Origin of the sequence: Pseudovibrio ascidiaceicola (genome assembly GCF_900114245.1) — a bacterium.
Lineage (GTDB): Bacteria > Pseudomonadota > Alphaproteobacteria > Rhizobiales > Stappiaceae > Pseudovibrio > Pseudovibrio ascidiaceicola.
This window is the reverse complement of the sequence record NZ_FOSK01000010.1, coordinates 25,900-40,308: the sequence shown is the minus strand read 5'-3', so window position 1 is coordinate 40,308 and position 14,409 is coordinate 25,900. Positions and strand designations below refer to the sequence as shown.

The 14,409-nt window shown below is 51.4% G+C and carries 16 protein-coding genes; 4 read left to right on the top strand and 12 right to left on the bottom strand.

Annotated elements, in window-relative coordinates; all coding sequences use genetic code 11:
• The first annotated feature begins 164 nt into the window (after positions 1-164).
• Complete coding sequence (locus BM231_RS18310; protein WP_093521621.1) at positions 165-1,118, top strand: alpha/beta hydrolase; 954 nt, start codon at positions 165-167, stop codon at positions 1,116-1,118.
• A 63-nt stretch (positions 1,119-1,181) separates the two neighbouring features.
• Here the strand turns inward: BM231_RS18310 and BM231_RS18305 are convergent, their stop codons facing one another.
• Positions 1,182-1,763 (bottom strand): TetR/AcrR family transcriptional regulator, encoded by a 582-nt coding sequence (locus BM231_RS18305; RefSeq protein ID WP_093521619.1) that lies wholly within the window; start codon positions 1,761-1,763, stop codon positions 1,182-1,184.
• A gap of 79 nt (positions 1,764-1,842) precedes the next feature.
• Between BM231_RS18305 and BM231_RS18300 the strand changes: the two genes are divergently transcribed.
• Positions 1,843-2,634, top strand: coding sequence for a crotonase/enoyl-CoA hydratase family protein (locus BM231_RS18300; protein WP_093521617.1), 792 nt, complete (start codon positions 1,843-1,845; stop codon positions 2,632-2,634).
• A gap of 37 nt (positions 2,635-2,671) precedes the next feature.
• Here the strand turns inward: BM231_RS18300 and BM231_RS18295 are convergent, their stop codons facing one another.
• Complete coding sequence (locus BM231_RS18295) at positions 2,672-3,247, bottom strand: bifunctional transcriptional activator/DNA repair enzyme AdaA (protein ID WP_093521615.1); 576 nt, start codon at positions 3,245-3,247, stop codon at positions 2,672-2,674.
• Between the two features lie 120 nt (positions 3,248-3,367).
• On the opposite strand from BM231_RS18295, the gene BM231_RS18290 reads away from it, so the two are divergent.
• The gene (locus BM231_RS18290) at positions 3,368-4,282 is read left to right on the top strand and encodes a DMT family transporter (RefSeq protein ID WP_093521613.1); all 915 of its coding nucleotides are present in this window, start codon (positions 3,368-3,370) and stop codon (positions 4,280-4,282) included.
• An 82-nt stretch (positions 4,283-4,364) separates the two neighbouring features.
• Here the strand turns inward: BM231_RS18290 and lipA are convergent, their stop codons facing one another.
• The 10 genes from lipA to BM231_RS27200 form a co-directional block, all read right to left on the bottom strand.
• On the bottom strand, positions 4,365-5,360 hold the full coding sequence (gene lipA / locus BM231_RS18285; RefSeq protein ID WP_063311276.1) for a lipoyl synthase: 996 nt from the start codon (positions 5,358-5,360) through the stop codon (positions 4,365-4,367).
• 152 nt (positions 5,361-5,512) lie between these two features.
• Positions 5,513-5,782: a hypothetical protein gene (locus tag BM231_RS18280; protein WP_244278253.1), complete on the bottom strand. Its 270-nt coding sequence runs from the start codon at positions 5,780-5,782 to the stop codon at positions 5,513-5,515.
• Between the two features lie 93 nt (positions 5,783-5,875).
• Positions 5,876-7,318, bottom strand: coding sequence for a dihydrolipoyl dehydrogenase (gene lpdA / locus BM231_RS18275; RefSeq protein ID WP_093521611.1), 1,443 nt, complete (start codon positions 7,316-7,318; stop codon positions 5,876-5,878).
• A 24-nt stretch (positions 7,319-7,342) separates the two neighbouring features.
• Positions 7,343-8,206: a glycosyltransferase family 17 protein gene (locus BM231_RS18270; RefSeq protein ID WP_093521609.1), complete on the bottom strand. Its 864-nt coding sequence runs from the start codon at positions 8,204-8,206 to the stop codon at positions 7,343-7,345.
• 119 nt (positions 8,207-8,325) lie between these two features.
• The gene (locus tag BM231_RS18265; RefSeq protein WP_093521607.1) at positions 8,326-9,654 is read right to left on the bottom strand and encodes a pyruvate dehydrogenase complex dihydrolipoamide acetyltransferase; all 1,329 of its coding nucleotides are present in this window, start codon (positions 9,652-9,654) and stop codon (positions 8,326-8,328) included.
• A gap of 15 nt (positions 9,655-9,669) precedes the next feature.
• Complete coding sequence (locus BM231_RS18260) at positions 9,670-11,055, bottom strand: pyruvate dehydrogenase complex E1 component subunit beta (protein WP_093521605.1); 1,386 nt, start codon at positions 11,053-11,055, stop codon at positions 9,670-9,672.
• 17 nt (positions 11,056-11,072) lie between these two features.
• A complete protein-coding gene (pdhA, locus tag BM231_RS18255) occupies positions 11,073-12,056 on the bottom strand; it encodes a pyruvate dehydrogenase (acetyl-transferring) E1 component subunit alpha (protein WP_425287824.1) in 984 nt (327 codons plus the stop codon).
• Positions 12,057-12,307: 251 nt separating this feature from the next.
• Positions 12,308-12,625, bottom strand: coding sequence for an FtsB family cell division protein (locus BM231_RS18250; RefSeq protein ID WP_208860485.1), 318 nt, complete (start codon positions 12,623-12,625; stop codon positions 12,308-12,310).
• A gap of 349 nt (positions 12,626-12,974) precedes the next feature.
• Positions 12,975-13,352: a ferredoxin reductase domain-containing protein gene (locus BM231_RS27205; RefSeq protein WP_208860484.1), complete on the bottom strand. Its 378-nt coding sequence runs from the start codon at positions 13,350-13,352 to the stop codon at positions 12,975-12,977.
• A gap of 20 nt (positions 13,353-13,372) precedes the next feature.
• Positions 13,373-13,930, bottom strand: a complete 558-nt coding sequence (locus tag BM231_RS27200; RefSeq protein WP_208860483.1) for a globin domain-containing protein — start codon at positions 13,928-13,930, stop codon at positions 13,373-13,375.
• Positions 13,931-13,993: 63 nt separating this feature from the next.
• Here BM231_RS27200 and BM231_RS18240 point away from each other — a divergent pair, with 63 nt between their 5' ends.
• A complete protein-coding gene (locus BM231_RS18240; RefSeq protein ID WP_093521601.1) occupies positions 13,994-14,398 on the top strand; it encodes an Rrf2 family transcriptional regulator in 405 nt (134 codons plus the stop codon).
• The last annotated feature ends 11 nt before the right edge of the window (positions 14,399-14,409 follow it).

The following is a 14,409-nucleotide window of genomic DNA, read 5'->3' as shown; positions in this document are numbered from 1 at the left end:
TTCATCAAGTAGGCCGCTGTGAGCCAAAAGCATCATAAATTTTCACGTCGCAAATATACCGCGACGATCTAACGCAACCGTTTCATTCTCAAAACTCTGGTCAGTACTTAAAACTCAATTCTACACTATGCGCTAATACTTAGCTCCTTTTGAAAGCAGACCCAATGCTTAGTCCTTTTAAAATTCCCCGCTTCGCCAAGGAAGGCGGAAAAGAAGATTACCTCAAAACCACTAATACTCTTACAGACACCCCTGTACAGGTCATCAGCCGCGAAGAAACCGCTAAATATCATCAGATAACGGTGGTCGAAAACGGCATTGAACGCATCAGATACATTCCCCATCAAGCCAGGCACAAAACTCCGCTCATCTTCATTCACGGCATGTGGCATGGTGCATGGTGCTGGAAAAACTATCAGGAAAAACTCGCAGAATCCGGCTGGGAGAGTGTCGCCATCAGCCTGCCCGGCCACGGACATTCACCAGAGCAACGCCCCACAGCAGAAGCTACATTGGGCTACTACCTCCGTTTTGTGCACGAGGAGGTCGCTCATCACGACCAGCCAGCCGTCCTGATCGGCCACAGCATGGGCGGTGCTTTGGTGCAATGGTACCTGAAGCATGTCGGCGGCCTGAAAGCAGCCGTTTTTGTCGCCTCATGGACAGCCATTGATGTCATGCAAGACTGCTTGAAAAACGCCATGTCCATCGATTGGCTCGGAACAGCGCTGTCTCCGTTCCTGGGATACAAGTTCCAGTTCAGATCACCCAAAGTCGTGGCAAAATGGTTCCTTGCAGAACGCTCAAACCCGGTTGCGCAGTACATTCAGAGTCAGCTCGGGCCAGAATCCGACGTCGTGCTCTTCCAACACCGCCCACCGCAATGGTTTCCACCGCTGGATGACGAAACACCCAAACTGTGGCTCACAGCCAGCGAAGACGCCATCATCCCGTTCAACCGCTCCCTGCACTCTTCAGCACTCTATGAGGCAACGCATAAGATCGTACCTCATGCCGGACACGACATTATGCTGGAAGACAATTGGGAGGAAAGCCTGTCCTACATCACCACGTGGCTGCAAAACATGCGCACCACCAGAGCATTGGCAACCAACTGAACTGAAACAGATTCCTGAAGGAGCGCCTCACATCTTAAAGGGGGCGCTCATATGCCGATCCAACTAAGATGTCCCCTGCAACTCAACAAGGCACCTTGCCGTATCAGCCGCGTCCTCCGCATAAGCAGGATCACGATGGATAAGCATGGTTGAAAACGCCCCTTCCATCAGCAACACCACACGGCGCGCCAACACTTCAGGCTCCTTCACTCCAGCAAGCTCATATCGCTGCGCCAGCCAGGCCTCAAACTTCTTCTTGTGCTTTGCCCCCACCACAACAGCTGGATGTCCCGGCATATTGGCAAGTTCCGCAGCTGTGCGAATGAAACCACATCCCTTCCATTTTGGATGCCGGGCGTTTTCCGCAACACGCAGAAAAATCGCAGCCGTCTTGTCCGCAGTGCTTCCCTCCGCCTCATCAAACCACATCGCAAAGGCCTCCAGATTGGGTTGGTCTCGGGAGATAAGATACTCCGTCACCAGATCATCTTTGCTTTTGAAGTGATAGTAGAGCGTCTTCTTGGTGATACCCGCTTTCTCAGCAACAGCGTCCACACTGACGGCACGAATGCCCTCACCGTAAAACAGCCTGTTTGCAGCATCCAAAATGCGATCGCGGGTCCCCTGAGGAGTTTTCTGAGCCATGTATACTAACCAGTGAGTTTACTGAAGAGTGCGGCACTCCTACCCTAAAGTCAATCCATCGTGAACCAAGGGAAAGACCATGAAAAAGCTCGTTCTGTTTGAAGTCAGAGATCGCATCGCCCTGCTCACTCTCAACCGTCCGCAAAAGCTCAACGCACTGAACTACCAGACCAACGACCGCCTTCTGGAACTTCTGAACCGGATCGAAGATGACCCCAAAATCAGCGCAGTCATCCTGACAGGAGCCGGAGAACGGGCATTTTCCGCTGGAGGTGACATTCATGAGTTCTCCCAGAGTGTCACCAAGGGGACAGATGTGGCCGTCAAAGAGTTCGTAGGCCGCGGCCAGACCATGACCAGCCGCATCGAGAACTTCACCAAACCCATCATCGTCGCCGTTAACGGCATCGCGTTTGGTGGCGGCTGCGAAATCACAGAGGCCGCCCATCTGGCAATCGCCTCAGATCGCGCCGTCTTTGCCAAACCAGAGATCAACATCGGTATCCCACCCACCTTCGGAGGCACCCAGCGCCTGCCCCGTCTGGCAGGTCGCAAGCGCGCACTGGAATTGCTGCTCACAGGAGATCCCTTTGGCCCGGAACGCGCCTACCAACTTGGCCTCATCAACAAGGTTGTCCCTCACGGCGACCTGCTGCCAGAAGCCTTCGCTCTGGCAGAACGCATCCTGCGCCACTCCCCACTTGCTGCTGCCCGCATCCTCACCGCAGTCACCCGCGGCCTCAACACAACCATCTCCGAAGGCCTCCAAATCGAAGCCACTCAATTCGCCCAAATGGTCCCCACCAACGACATCCACGAAGGCCTCAACGCCTGGATAGAACGCCGCCCCCCAGCCTACTCAGGCGATTAGAAGGAGCGGAAGAAGATAGGCTTAAGCACGCAAATAATCATGGTCTTCGAAGTGAAGATGGAGGTCTGCCGTACAACTTCTGAAACACAGCATTAAAGCGTCGTATGCTCCCAAAGCCCGAAGCAAACGCGATCTCTGCCAACGTTAGGTCTGTGGTATCAATCAAACGCTTAGCACGCTGAAGTCTTACTGTGGCAGCAACCTGACTGGGTGTGGCCCCAAGATGCTGAGAAAATAAACGTGCTAGATGGCGGCTCCCTATGCCAAGAGTTTCAGCAAGTTGGTGGACAGTGCCATTATCAAGATACCCCGCATGGATGAGGCGCATCGCACGGCCGACTGTCGTTGCAGTCCCCATCCATGCGGGACTACCGGGCGCAGCCTCGGGCCTGCAGCGGAGGCATGGGCGATATCCTGCCTGTTCCGCTGCTGCAGCAGTCGGATAGAAACCAACATTTTCTGATTTTGCAGGCCGAACAGGACAAACAGGACGACAATAAATCCCGGTAGACTTAACTCCTGAGAAGAACACACCGTCATAACTGCGATCTCTTGCTAATCGCGCACGATCACACGTCTTCCAGTCTGGGAACTCTGCAACCACATCAATCATAGCAGCAGTAAATTCTCTTTATTTGAATCTGTCGATCCCAAATTGACGATGGAGTCCGTATCCAGCCAGTGTCACCAAATCATTTGTGGCAAGAAATAGTGGTTTTCTGAAAGGACAACTATGCCTCAAACATCTACCAAGCTCATGTCGGAGATCTGCCTTCTCATAATCCTGTCCTTCCTTTGGGGAGCTTCCTTCACCCTTATCGAAGTTGCAATCACCACCATTCCGCCAGCAACTACAGTTCTTTTCCGGCTACTGATTGGTGCCACGATCCTGATAGCCCTGGTCTTGATCTGCGGAATTCGTTTCCCAAATTCAGCCAAACGTTGGGGGGAACTTTTAGTACAGGGTATCCTGCAAAATGCGCTCCCTTTCACACTCATCAGTTGGGGGCAACTGCATACCTCCAGTGGTCTTGCTGGGCTCCTCAACACAACGCCGCCTCTATTTGTATTTCTGATCAGCTACTTTATTTTTCAGGACAAAGCCGCAGACATCAGAAAGTTCCTCGGCATACTAATTGGATTTGCTGGTGTTGGTGTCATCATAGGGCCTGCAGCCTTTGCAGGAGAGCAAAACTCGGTCCTCGGACAAGTCGCAATCACAGGCGCAAGCCTTTGTTATGCCTTAGCTGCCTTGAACGCAAAGCGCTTCTCTTATCAACCACCGCTGCTGACAGCAGCCTGCTCCATGACTCTCGCAGCTTGTCTTATGGCTCCGATTGCATTCATGCTCGACCAGCAAGTGAAGCTTTCACCATCAACTGAGTCTCTACTCTCGATATTTGCTCTGGGTGCATTCTCCACCGCATTCGCAATGGTGATCTACTTTCGCCTTGTGCGAACGCTCGGTCCTTTAGGAGTGACAACAGGAAGTTATCTCAGAGCCGGTTTCAGCGTATTGCTTGGCACATTGTTTCTTAACGAAGCCCTCACAACAAGCCTACTGACTGGCCTGCTCCTTATCTTCGCAGGCGTAGCATTCGCAACCGGACAGGTAAGAATTCCGCGGCAGAAGAAGAAACCAGCATGATCCAGTAATCCCCCCACAAACAAAAAAAGCGTCACACCTTCTAGTGTGACACTTTTAAAAATTCGTTGGTTGGAACCAGTGCTTAGTTGCCCTGTTTTGCCTTACGGGCTGCTTTCAGCTCGGCAAAGTCTTCGCCAGCGTGGTGGGAAGAGCGGGTCAGCGGGTTCGCGGAAACCTTCAGGAAGCCTTTTGCGTAAGCAATCTTCTCATAGGCCTTGAACTCGTCTGGTGTTGGGAAGTTCATCACCGGATGGTGCTTCTTGGTTGGCTGCAGGTACTGGCCAACGGTCAGGAAGTCCACATCAGCAACACGCAGATCATCCATCAACTGAAGCACTTCGTTGCGCTCCTCACCCAGACCAACCATGATGCCTGATTTGGTGAACATCTCAGGATCAATCTCCTTCACGCGCTGTAGCAGGCGGATGGAGTGGAAGTAGCGAGCGCCCGGACGAACCTTCAGATAGTTGGAAGGAACTGTTTCCATGTTGTGGTTAAACACGTCAGGCTTGGCCGCAACAACAATCTCAACCGCGCCTTCCTTACGAAGGAAATCAGGCGTCAGCACTTCAATAGTTGTTTTTGGAGAAGCTTTACGGATCGCAGCAATTACGTTGGCAAAGTGCGTCGCACCGCCATCGTCAAGATCATCACGGTCCACAGAGGTGATCACCACGTGTTCCAGACCCATGGACGCAACAGCTTTACCAATGCTTTCAGGCTCATTTTGATCAACTGGGCCAGGCATCCCGGTACGCACGTTACAAAACGCACAGGCACGGGTACAGGTATCACCCAGGATCATGAAGCTTGCGTGTTTCTTGGACCAGCACTCACCGATATTCGGGCAACCAGCTTCCTCACAAACCGTAACGAGGTTGTTCTTGCGAACCAGCTCGTGGGTCTCTTTGTAGACAGGAGAAGTGGGCGCCTTAACACGGATCCATTTTGGCTTGCGCTGAACAGGATTATCCGGGCGATGCGCTTTTTCCGGATGGCGCGGACGCTCTTTTTCCTGCATTGCAGACGCCGTTTGGCTTTTATGATTAGGATCGAGTGTATTTACCAGTGTAACCATATCAGTTCCGTCAGGTCCGAGACTTTGCTTCACACTTGCCTTAAGGGTCAGTGTCGCTGTCTCTTATAAGTTTAGTGGTCCATAACAGGAAATGAAGCATCTCTCAATGCCAGACACTGGTGTTCAGTCAGTTCCGCGCCTCAGGACCACGCCTATTCAAAGCCAATTGCATCCCCACCAATCAGTGAGGCAATCAGAGCAAACGCAATGGCGCCAACCATCGCAACGACCGCCTGGTCGAGATATTCATTCCCCAGGGAAACTTCCACATCCGCAAATTCGAACAGGTAAACCCCTGAAATACCACCGAGAAATCCGGCGATAATCAACACGGCGAACTCTCCGCCAACTGTAGCCATCACCAGCACAGTAGCTACAACGGCACAAACGGCTGATGTCACCAGCCATATGATCGATTTCATAAAGTCCACGGCTCTTCTCCTTTTTGATAAGAAGAGTACCCGGGAAAAATTAAGTCCCTCTCACTGGTAAAATTCCAGTGAGAGGGATTTGATTTACATATTTAGAGCGCGTCCGTAGGCGTCAAGAACACTTTCCTTCATCATTTCGGAAAGGGTCGGATGCGGGAAGACAGTGTGCATCAGCTCTTCTTCGGTGGTCTCAAGACCCATGGCAACGACGAAACCCTGAATGAGTTCGGTCACTTCAGCACCAACCATGTGGGCACCCAGCAGCTGACCGGTCTTCTTGTCAAAGATCGTCTTAACCAGACCTTCAGGCTCACCAAGAGCAATCGCCTTACCGTTACCCATGAACGGGAAACGACCAACACGCAGCTCATAACCAGCATCTTTCGCACGCTGTTCGGTCAGACCGACAGAAGCCACCTGCGGGTTACAGTAGGTACAGCCCGGAATCTGCTCGCTCTTCATCGGGTGAACATCAAGGCCGGAGATCTTCTCAATGCAGATCACGCCTTCATGCTCAGCCTTGTGCGCCAGCATTGGAGGACCAGCAACATCACCAATCGCGTAAACGCCAGGAACGTTGGTGCGGCTAAAGCCGTCAGTCACGATGCAGCCACGATCTGTCTTGATGCCAAGCGCTTCAAGACCAAGGTTTTCAATGTTACCAACAACGCCAACAGCGGAGATCAGCTTCTCAGCGGTGATTTCCTGCGTCTTGCCGTCTTTGGTCTCTACAGTCGCAGTCACCTGACCGCCACCCTTAACAACCTTGGAGACCTTCGCTTCCATCACAAACTTGATGCCCTGCTTCTCCATCTGCTTTTTCGCAATCGCGGAGATTTCAGGATCTTCAACCGGCATAATGGTCGACATCATTTCAACAACGGTCACATCAACGCCCATTGTCTTATAGAAAGATGCAAACTCGATGCCGATCGCGCCAGAACCCATCACAACAATGGATTTAGGCATTTTTTCTGGGACCATCGCTTCAAAATAGGTCCAGATGTTTTCTTTGTCAGGCTCAAGACCTGGAATAACGCGCGGCTTCGCACCAGTTGCAACAATAACGTGCTTGGCGGAGTAAGTGCCGTGGCCCTTCACACCCTTAGGTGTTGGGTGCTGTGGCTGCATAGCGTCTTTGGAAGAAGGCCCAACAGAGATCTCACCCGGCTTGGTGAGCTTAGCTTCACCCCAGATGATGTCGACCTTGTTCTTCTTCATCAAGAAGCCGATACCGCCATTGAGCTGACCGGAAACACCACGGGAGCGCTTCACAACAGCAGAAGCGTCAAAGCTCACGTTTTCAGCAGAAAGACCGTAGTCCTTGCCGTGCTGCATGTAATGGTAGATCTCAGCAGAACGCAGCAGCGCTTTGGTTGGGATACAGCCCCAGTTCAGGCAGATACCGCCCATATGTTCACGCTCGACAATCGCGGTCTTGAAACCAAGCTGCGCGGAGCGGATTGCGGTTACATAGCCACCAGGACCAGAACCAATGATAATCACGTCGTAGGCGTTGCCACTCATCTCTTTAACCTCGCCAAATCGGCATCAAGGAGCTTGAGGCTCCACATAAAGGTGGGAGAACTTGGAAAAGTTCTCCAAAACGTAGTCGGGCAGTTCTCCGCTGTCCTTAGCGACCAGCTTTCCTCTGCCATCGCCCGCATCCAGACGGTCCAGCGTTCTTTGCGCACGGCCCAGATAGGCATCATTCATGTGTTCGGTGTGCGAGTAAGCCTCGAGTTTTGTCACCACCTTGTCCATGTCCCCCAAAAAGCTGAAGTGCCAGCTGGAAGACCTGATCAATTGACGTCGCATAAGCCGGCTATGCCGTGTAAGAGCTTTCCATTGCCACAAAGCAGCCTCGAGAACAGGAGAGAGACTTTTGCTTTGATAAGCTCGCTCACGCCGCAAAGCCTGAGCACCTTTGAAAAACATCGCGCTGATCATTCGCGGGCACGAGGTAAAATCCGAGACATCATCTTTGAAATTCAGTCTGTATCGGAAAATATCAGCGCCAAAGAATGTCAGGCTTTTACAGCTCCTGGGGTCATTTTTCGCTCTGAGCAGCGCTTCCGGCTTTGGAATTTCATCCACGTCGGAAACAAGGATCAGATCTTTCACCGCAAGATCTTTAAGGCCGCGTTCTATGCAATCGCGTTGGTGATACTCCCTCGACCAGGCGTTCTGCGGTGTCTCCGGCATGTCCTCGACAATGATATGTCGGATCTTGCTCAAAAACGGTGCAAACCGCGACTTGTTATCAGCAAAAAAGAGAGGCTTTTCGTGTCCCGTAAAGGTCTTGGTGGCCTCTACAAGAATGAACTCATCCACCACATCGAAAAGTTCGCCCAAACGAATTTCCAGGGTATCGAGTTCGTTGAAAAACGTGAAGCCATCGACAACTTTGACCATATCATACGGTCTCCTTGCTCAAACGGTCTTCAGTTTACTCCACTCTATTTGCTCACACCTACCACTTGGATCTACCGGCAGAAAAGCAGGGGTTCCTGTTTCCTGCCGGTAAGTCCTGATTAAACCAGCATGGACATCGGGTTTTCGATGTAGCCTTTGAAGGCCTGCAGAAGTTCTGCACCCAGCGCACCATCCACCGCACGGTGGTCAGTGGAAAGGGTCACAGACATCACAGTCGCAGGAACGATCTCATCGCCCTTCACAACCGGACGCTTCTGACCAGCACCAACAGCAAGGATGGTTGCGTGCGGAGGATTGATCACCGCAGCAAATTCCTTGATGCCGAACATGCCAAGGTTGGAAACAGAGGTTGTTCCGCCCTGGAATTCGGTTGGAGCCAGCTTGCGCTCACGAGCACGCTTTGCCAGATCTTTCATCTCGATGGAGATCGTGGAGAGCGTTTTCTCTTCAGCGCGGCGAATGATCGGAGTGATCAGGCCACCATCAATGGAAACAGCAACACCAACGTCAGCATGCTTATGCATAACCATGCCGCTCTCAAGGTAAGATGCGTTGGCAGCCGGAATTGCTTTCAGTGCCAATGCATGCGCCTTGATGATCATATCGTTGACAGACAGCTTGTAAGCTGGCTTGCCGTCGCCGTCCTTCGGTGCAGAAGCATTGAGCTGCGCACGCAGAGCCAACAGAGCATCCAGTTCACACTCCAGCGTCAGGTAGAAGTGTGGAACAGTCTGTTTGGACTCTGTCAGGCGCTTTGCAATGATCTTACGCATGCCATCGTGAGGAACCAGCTCGTAGCTGTCTTCATCAAACAGCTTGAGGGTCTGTTCATCAGATGGGCCAGACGCCAGCGCAGCTTTTGGAGCCTCAGCAGCCTTCGGTGCGTCCGCAGCTTTAGGCGCGGCCTCAGCCTTGCCAGTGCCAGCAGCAATCGCAGCATCAACGTCACGCTTCACAACGCGGCCATGCGGGCCAGAGCCGTTGATCAGGGCAATGTCCAGACCATTCTGCTTCGCCAGACGGCGCGCCAGAGGAGATGAGAACACGCGCTCACCAGAAGCAGCCACCGGAGCAGCTGGTGCAGGTGCCACCGCTGCTGGAGCAGCAGGAGCTTCAGGCGTTGCCGGAGCCTGAGGAGCTGGCGCAGGAGCAGCAGGAGCTGCGTCCATTGCAGAAGCGTCTTCGCCCTCTTCCAGAAGGATCGCGATCGGTGCATTCACCTTCACGCCCTCTGTGCCTTCAGCAACCACGATTTTACCAATGGTGCCTTCATCGACAGCTTCCACTTCCATGGTCGCTTTATCGGTTTCAATCTCTGCAATCACGTCGCCAGCAGAAATTGCGTCACCTTCTTTAACCAGCCATTTGGCCAGATTGCCTTCTTCCATTGTCGGAGAAAGCGCAGGCATCAGAATGTTGATTGGCATACCACTTTTCTCCAATTAGGCGGTGTAGGTCACAGCCTTAACAGCGTCGATAACTTCCTTGGTGTTTGGCAGAGCCAGTTTCTCAAGGTTTGCTGCATATGGCATTGGAACATCTTTACCGGTTACGCGCAGAACTGGCGCATCCAGCCAATCGAAGGCTTCGCTCTGAACCTGATAAGCAATTTCAGAGGAAACGGAACAGATTGGGAAGGCTTCTTCTACAGTTACCAGACGACCGGTTTTGCGAACGGAGGCCAGAACAGTCTCCATGTCCAACGGACGAATGGTACGCAGATCGATCAGCTCAACAGAAATGCCCTGCTTTGCCAGCTCATCAACAGCCTGTAGCGCGTAGGTCATGCCGATGCTCCAGGAAACCATGGTCACATCAGTACCTTCGCGAACAATCTTCGCTTTGCCGATTGGCAGAACCAGATCTTCAACATCCGGCACGTCGAAGTGCTGACCGTAAAGGATCTCGTTTTCAAGGAACACAACCGGGTTCGGGTCGCGGATAGCCGCTTTCAAAAGACCCTTCGCATCAGCTGCGGTGTAAGGCTGAACAACCTTAAGGCCTGGAATGGAAGCATACCATGCTGCAAAGTCCTGAGAGTGCTGCGCACCCACACGAGCAGCCGCACCGTTTGCACCGCGGAACACCATTGGTGCGCCCATCTGACCGCCAGACATATAAAGCGTCTTACCGGCAGAGTTGATGATGTGGTCAATCGCCTGCATTGCGAAGTTGAAGGTCATGAACTCAACAATTGGGTTCAAACCTGCCATCGCAGCGCCAACAGCAAGGCCAGTAAAGCCATGCTCGGTGATTGGTGTGTCGATCACGCGCTTTTCGCCGAACTCATCCAGAAGACCCTGGGAGATCTTATAGGCGCCCTGATACTGAGCAACTTCTTCGCCCATCAGGAACACGTTCTCATTGCGGCGCATTTCTTCGGCCATCGCGTCGCGAAGAGCTTCACGAACGGTCATGCTCACCATTTTGGTGCCCGCAGGAATTTCCGGATCAGCAGGTGCAACGCTTACAACCGGTGCAGCAGGAGCCGCTGGTGCAGCAGGCGCGACTGGTGCTTCAGCAGCCACAGGTGCAGCCGGCGCAACAGGAGCAGCGCCCAGGTTGTCAGCAGCAGATGCATCTTCGCCTTCTTCCAGCAAAACTGCAATCGGCGCGTTCACTTTTACTTCTTCGGTGCCTTCAGCAACGAGGATCTTGCCAAGCACGCCCTCGTCTACCGCTTCCACTTCCATGGTTGCTTTGTCGGTCTCGATTTCAGCAATCACGTCACCTGCAGCAACGGTGTCGCCTTCTTTCTTAAGCCACTTAGCAAGTTTGCCTTCTTCCATGGTCGGAGAAAGCGCAGGCATTAAAATTTCAACAGCCATAATGTATTATCCCGACCTTAGAGCACGATATCTGTGTAGAGCTCAGATGGATCCGGCTCAGGATCGTTCTGTGCAAACTCAGCAGAAGCAGCAACAACAGCGCGTACTTCCTTATCGATAGCCTTCAGATCGTCCTCACTTGCCCATTCTTTTTCAAGAAGGCGAGCACGAACCTGTTCAATCGGGTCATGCTCAGAGCGCATTTTCTGGACTTCGTCTTTACTGCGGTATTTTGCAGGGTCAGACATGGAGTGGCCACGGTAGCGGTAGGTGATCATCTCAAGGATGTAAGGACCATTGCCTTCACGGCACCATTCCATCGCATAGTCGGTCGCAGCTTTCACCGCGCGCACGTCCATACCATCAACCTGAACACCTGGAATGCCGAAGGAAGCACCGCGCTGGCTAAGGTCTGTCGTGGAAGAAGCACGTTCAATGGAGGTACCCATGCCGTACTTGTTGTTCTCAATGACGTAGATCACTGGCAAGTTCCAAAGCTTCGCCATGTTGAAGCTCTCGTAAACCTGACCCTGGTTGGCTGCACCATCGCCGAAGAACGCCATGGAAACTTTGCCGTTCTCTTTATAGCGGTTCGCAAACGCAAGACCGGTACCAAGTGAGACCTGAGCACCCACGATGCCGTGTCCGCCATAGAACTCCTGTTCTTTGGAGAACATGTGCATGGAACCGCCCTTACCTTTGGACAGACCACCGCGGCGACCAGTCAGTTCGGCCATCACGCCGTTCGGGTCCATGCCGCAAGCGAGCATGTGAGCATGGTCACGGTAAGAAGTGATCATCTGATCACCTTTTTCCTTGGCCATCTCCATTCCAACGACAACAGCTTCCTGGCCGATGTAAAGGTGACAGAAGCCACCAATCAGACCCATACCGTAAAGCTGACCCGCCTTTTCTTCGAAGCGACGGATAAAAAGCATTTCGCGATAAGCGTTTAGCTCTTCATCTTTGGAGAATTCTACTAGTGCAGGTACGTTTTTCATCGCACCGCGGGCTTTGGTAGCACTTTTAGCGCGACCGCCTGAAGACTTGGATTGAGTTCCAGCCATGAGCCTCGTCTCTTTGTGACGTGAATTGGTGAAAGCACACTATCGCCCACAGCGCAGAATGCCAATATGAGCAGAAACACTTGGGGATTTATCTAAGATGCTGATTTTATTGATATTTTCAAGTTAACTTAAATTAGGTTAATTCAACCAAATCAACCCAATTCAAGTTAATACACGCTGATGTTTCAGTTGCGCATGATTGCAACTTCATTCACGTGCGCCAGATTAAGGGAAGCGCGAGCCCGCTCATCCACCATGTCTGGATCAAGGCTCTCCGGGTCAAGCAACATGACACGGCGTTGTAATTGCAGGCGTTCTTCCCGCAACTCATCAAGCTCCAATTCGAGCGCAAGAATCTCATGCTCAATCTGTGGTCGACCCACAAGACCCAGCTTACCGTTGAGCGCATGAAATGCAAAGTAGCAAAGCGCACCAATGGCAATACCCGGCACAAGGAGATTCTTTAGATAGGAGTGTTTTCGCTGACGTGTGGTAGCTAGCACTGACTGACCTACTCATTACAAAAATGGTCACATGCCCAGCACTATTTCACAACGCCCTTAACCAAGAGTTTCCGTAACAATTGAAAACTGTCTTTATCTGTTATTTTTTCTAAAACAGAGCAGTACCGTGTGCCCCCCCAAAAAAGGGCATAACTTTTGGCATCTCATTAAAGTCAACCAGACTGCGCCCCACGAATGGGGCGCTCATCCATTTCAAACCAGTCGGTTCAATCACTCTATGGAGTGAAATTACAGCGTATCGCCGAAAAGTGGGAACCGATTTTCGGACAAAGAGACGCAAAAACAAAGGCTAAAGCAGTTCATTGCTTCAACTTAAATGCGAGCTGTTTTAGGCCATCTCAACACGATGTTCATGTGACACCAGTAGATCTTCTTTTGGACCAAAGAACTCGAAATTGAGCTGTTTCTCAGGTACGCCGCGATCCTGAAGACTAGAGTAGAGACCAGCCATAAACGGCTTTGGCCCACAAAAGTAATAGTCCGCCTCAAGACCAGCAGACAGATTCTCCAGAAAACTATGATCGACTAAACCTGTTGAACTATTACCCGTGCGGAACTGGCCATCAGCCTCTTCGTCACTATAGCGATAATAGACTTTCAGGTTCTGGTTCTGGTGCGCAAGCTCATTTATTTCACCTTTAAAAGCCTGGACAGTCTCGTTCTGACTGGCATGAACCAGAATAACCTCTCTGTCTCCATCTCGCACAAGCGCTGCTTTCAAAATGCTCAGGATTGGGGTAAAGCACCTTTGTCTGCTGGTTTGAGGTAGAATGACGTTATGTTGCTGCTCTCAGCCTGTTTCTTAACAACCTCGAAGTCTCGGAAACCATCCCAGCCACCCGGTTGATCAGCTTTTTCCTTGTAAATCGTGCTTTCTCGCTCAATCAAAATACTAGAGAGAAAACCATAAGCCTCTGCCCATGCATTGATGATGCTATCTGTTGCCGCATCTCCCAAAACTTCTTGAATGGATGCAAGCAGGTTCTCACCGACAATAGGGTAATGTTCAGCCTTGATTTGCAAAGCAGCGTGCTTTTGCGCGATCAACTCGACCGCACCAGCCAAAACTTCCAAATTATCAATATGCAGCGCAAATGCAGTTACAGCACCAGCCAAAGCTCTTTGCTGAGTACCCTGCTCCTGATTGGATGTATTGAAGAAAGAGGCAACCTCTGGATTGCGCGAAAGCATACGCTTATAAAAATGCTGTGTTAATACCTCTCCATGCTCCTGAAGAATAGGTGCTGTAGATTTAACAATTTCAATGGTAGTTTGGCTGATCATTTGATGGGCCTCTTAAATGTGCATTTCAAATGCTAATTATTAACGAGAGCATACGGCGTCAAGATGCAATTGACAAAATTTACGGATTACGGCCTGAGAACACTCATGTATCTCGCCTCAAATCCTCAGCGTTTATGTAGTGTTAAAGAGGTTTCGGAATACCATGACATCTCCCGTAACCATTTAGTGAAGATTGTGTTACGCCTTGTTGAAGCGGGGTATGTTTCATCTTTCAAAGGCAAAGGGGGCGGTATGCAGCTGGCCAAGCCAAGCAACGAAATCCAGTTGGGCGATGTCATCAAATTACTGGAACCAAACATGACAATGGTGGAGTGCTTCGATCCAGCAACAAACACGTGCAGAATAACCGGTTCCTGCAACGTCAAGCACTACCTCTACGAGGCCTCTCAATCATTCATTGAAACCATGAATAAGCATACATTGGAAGACGCCATATCAACCCAATAATGCTCTTTAAG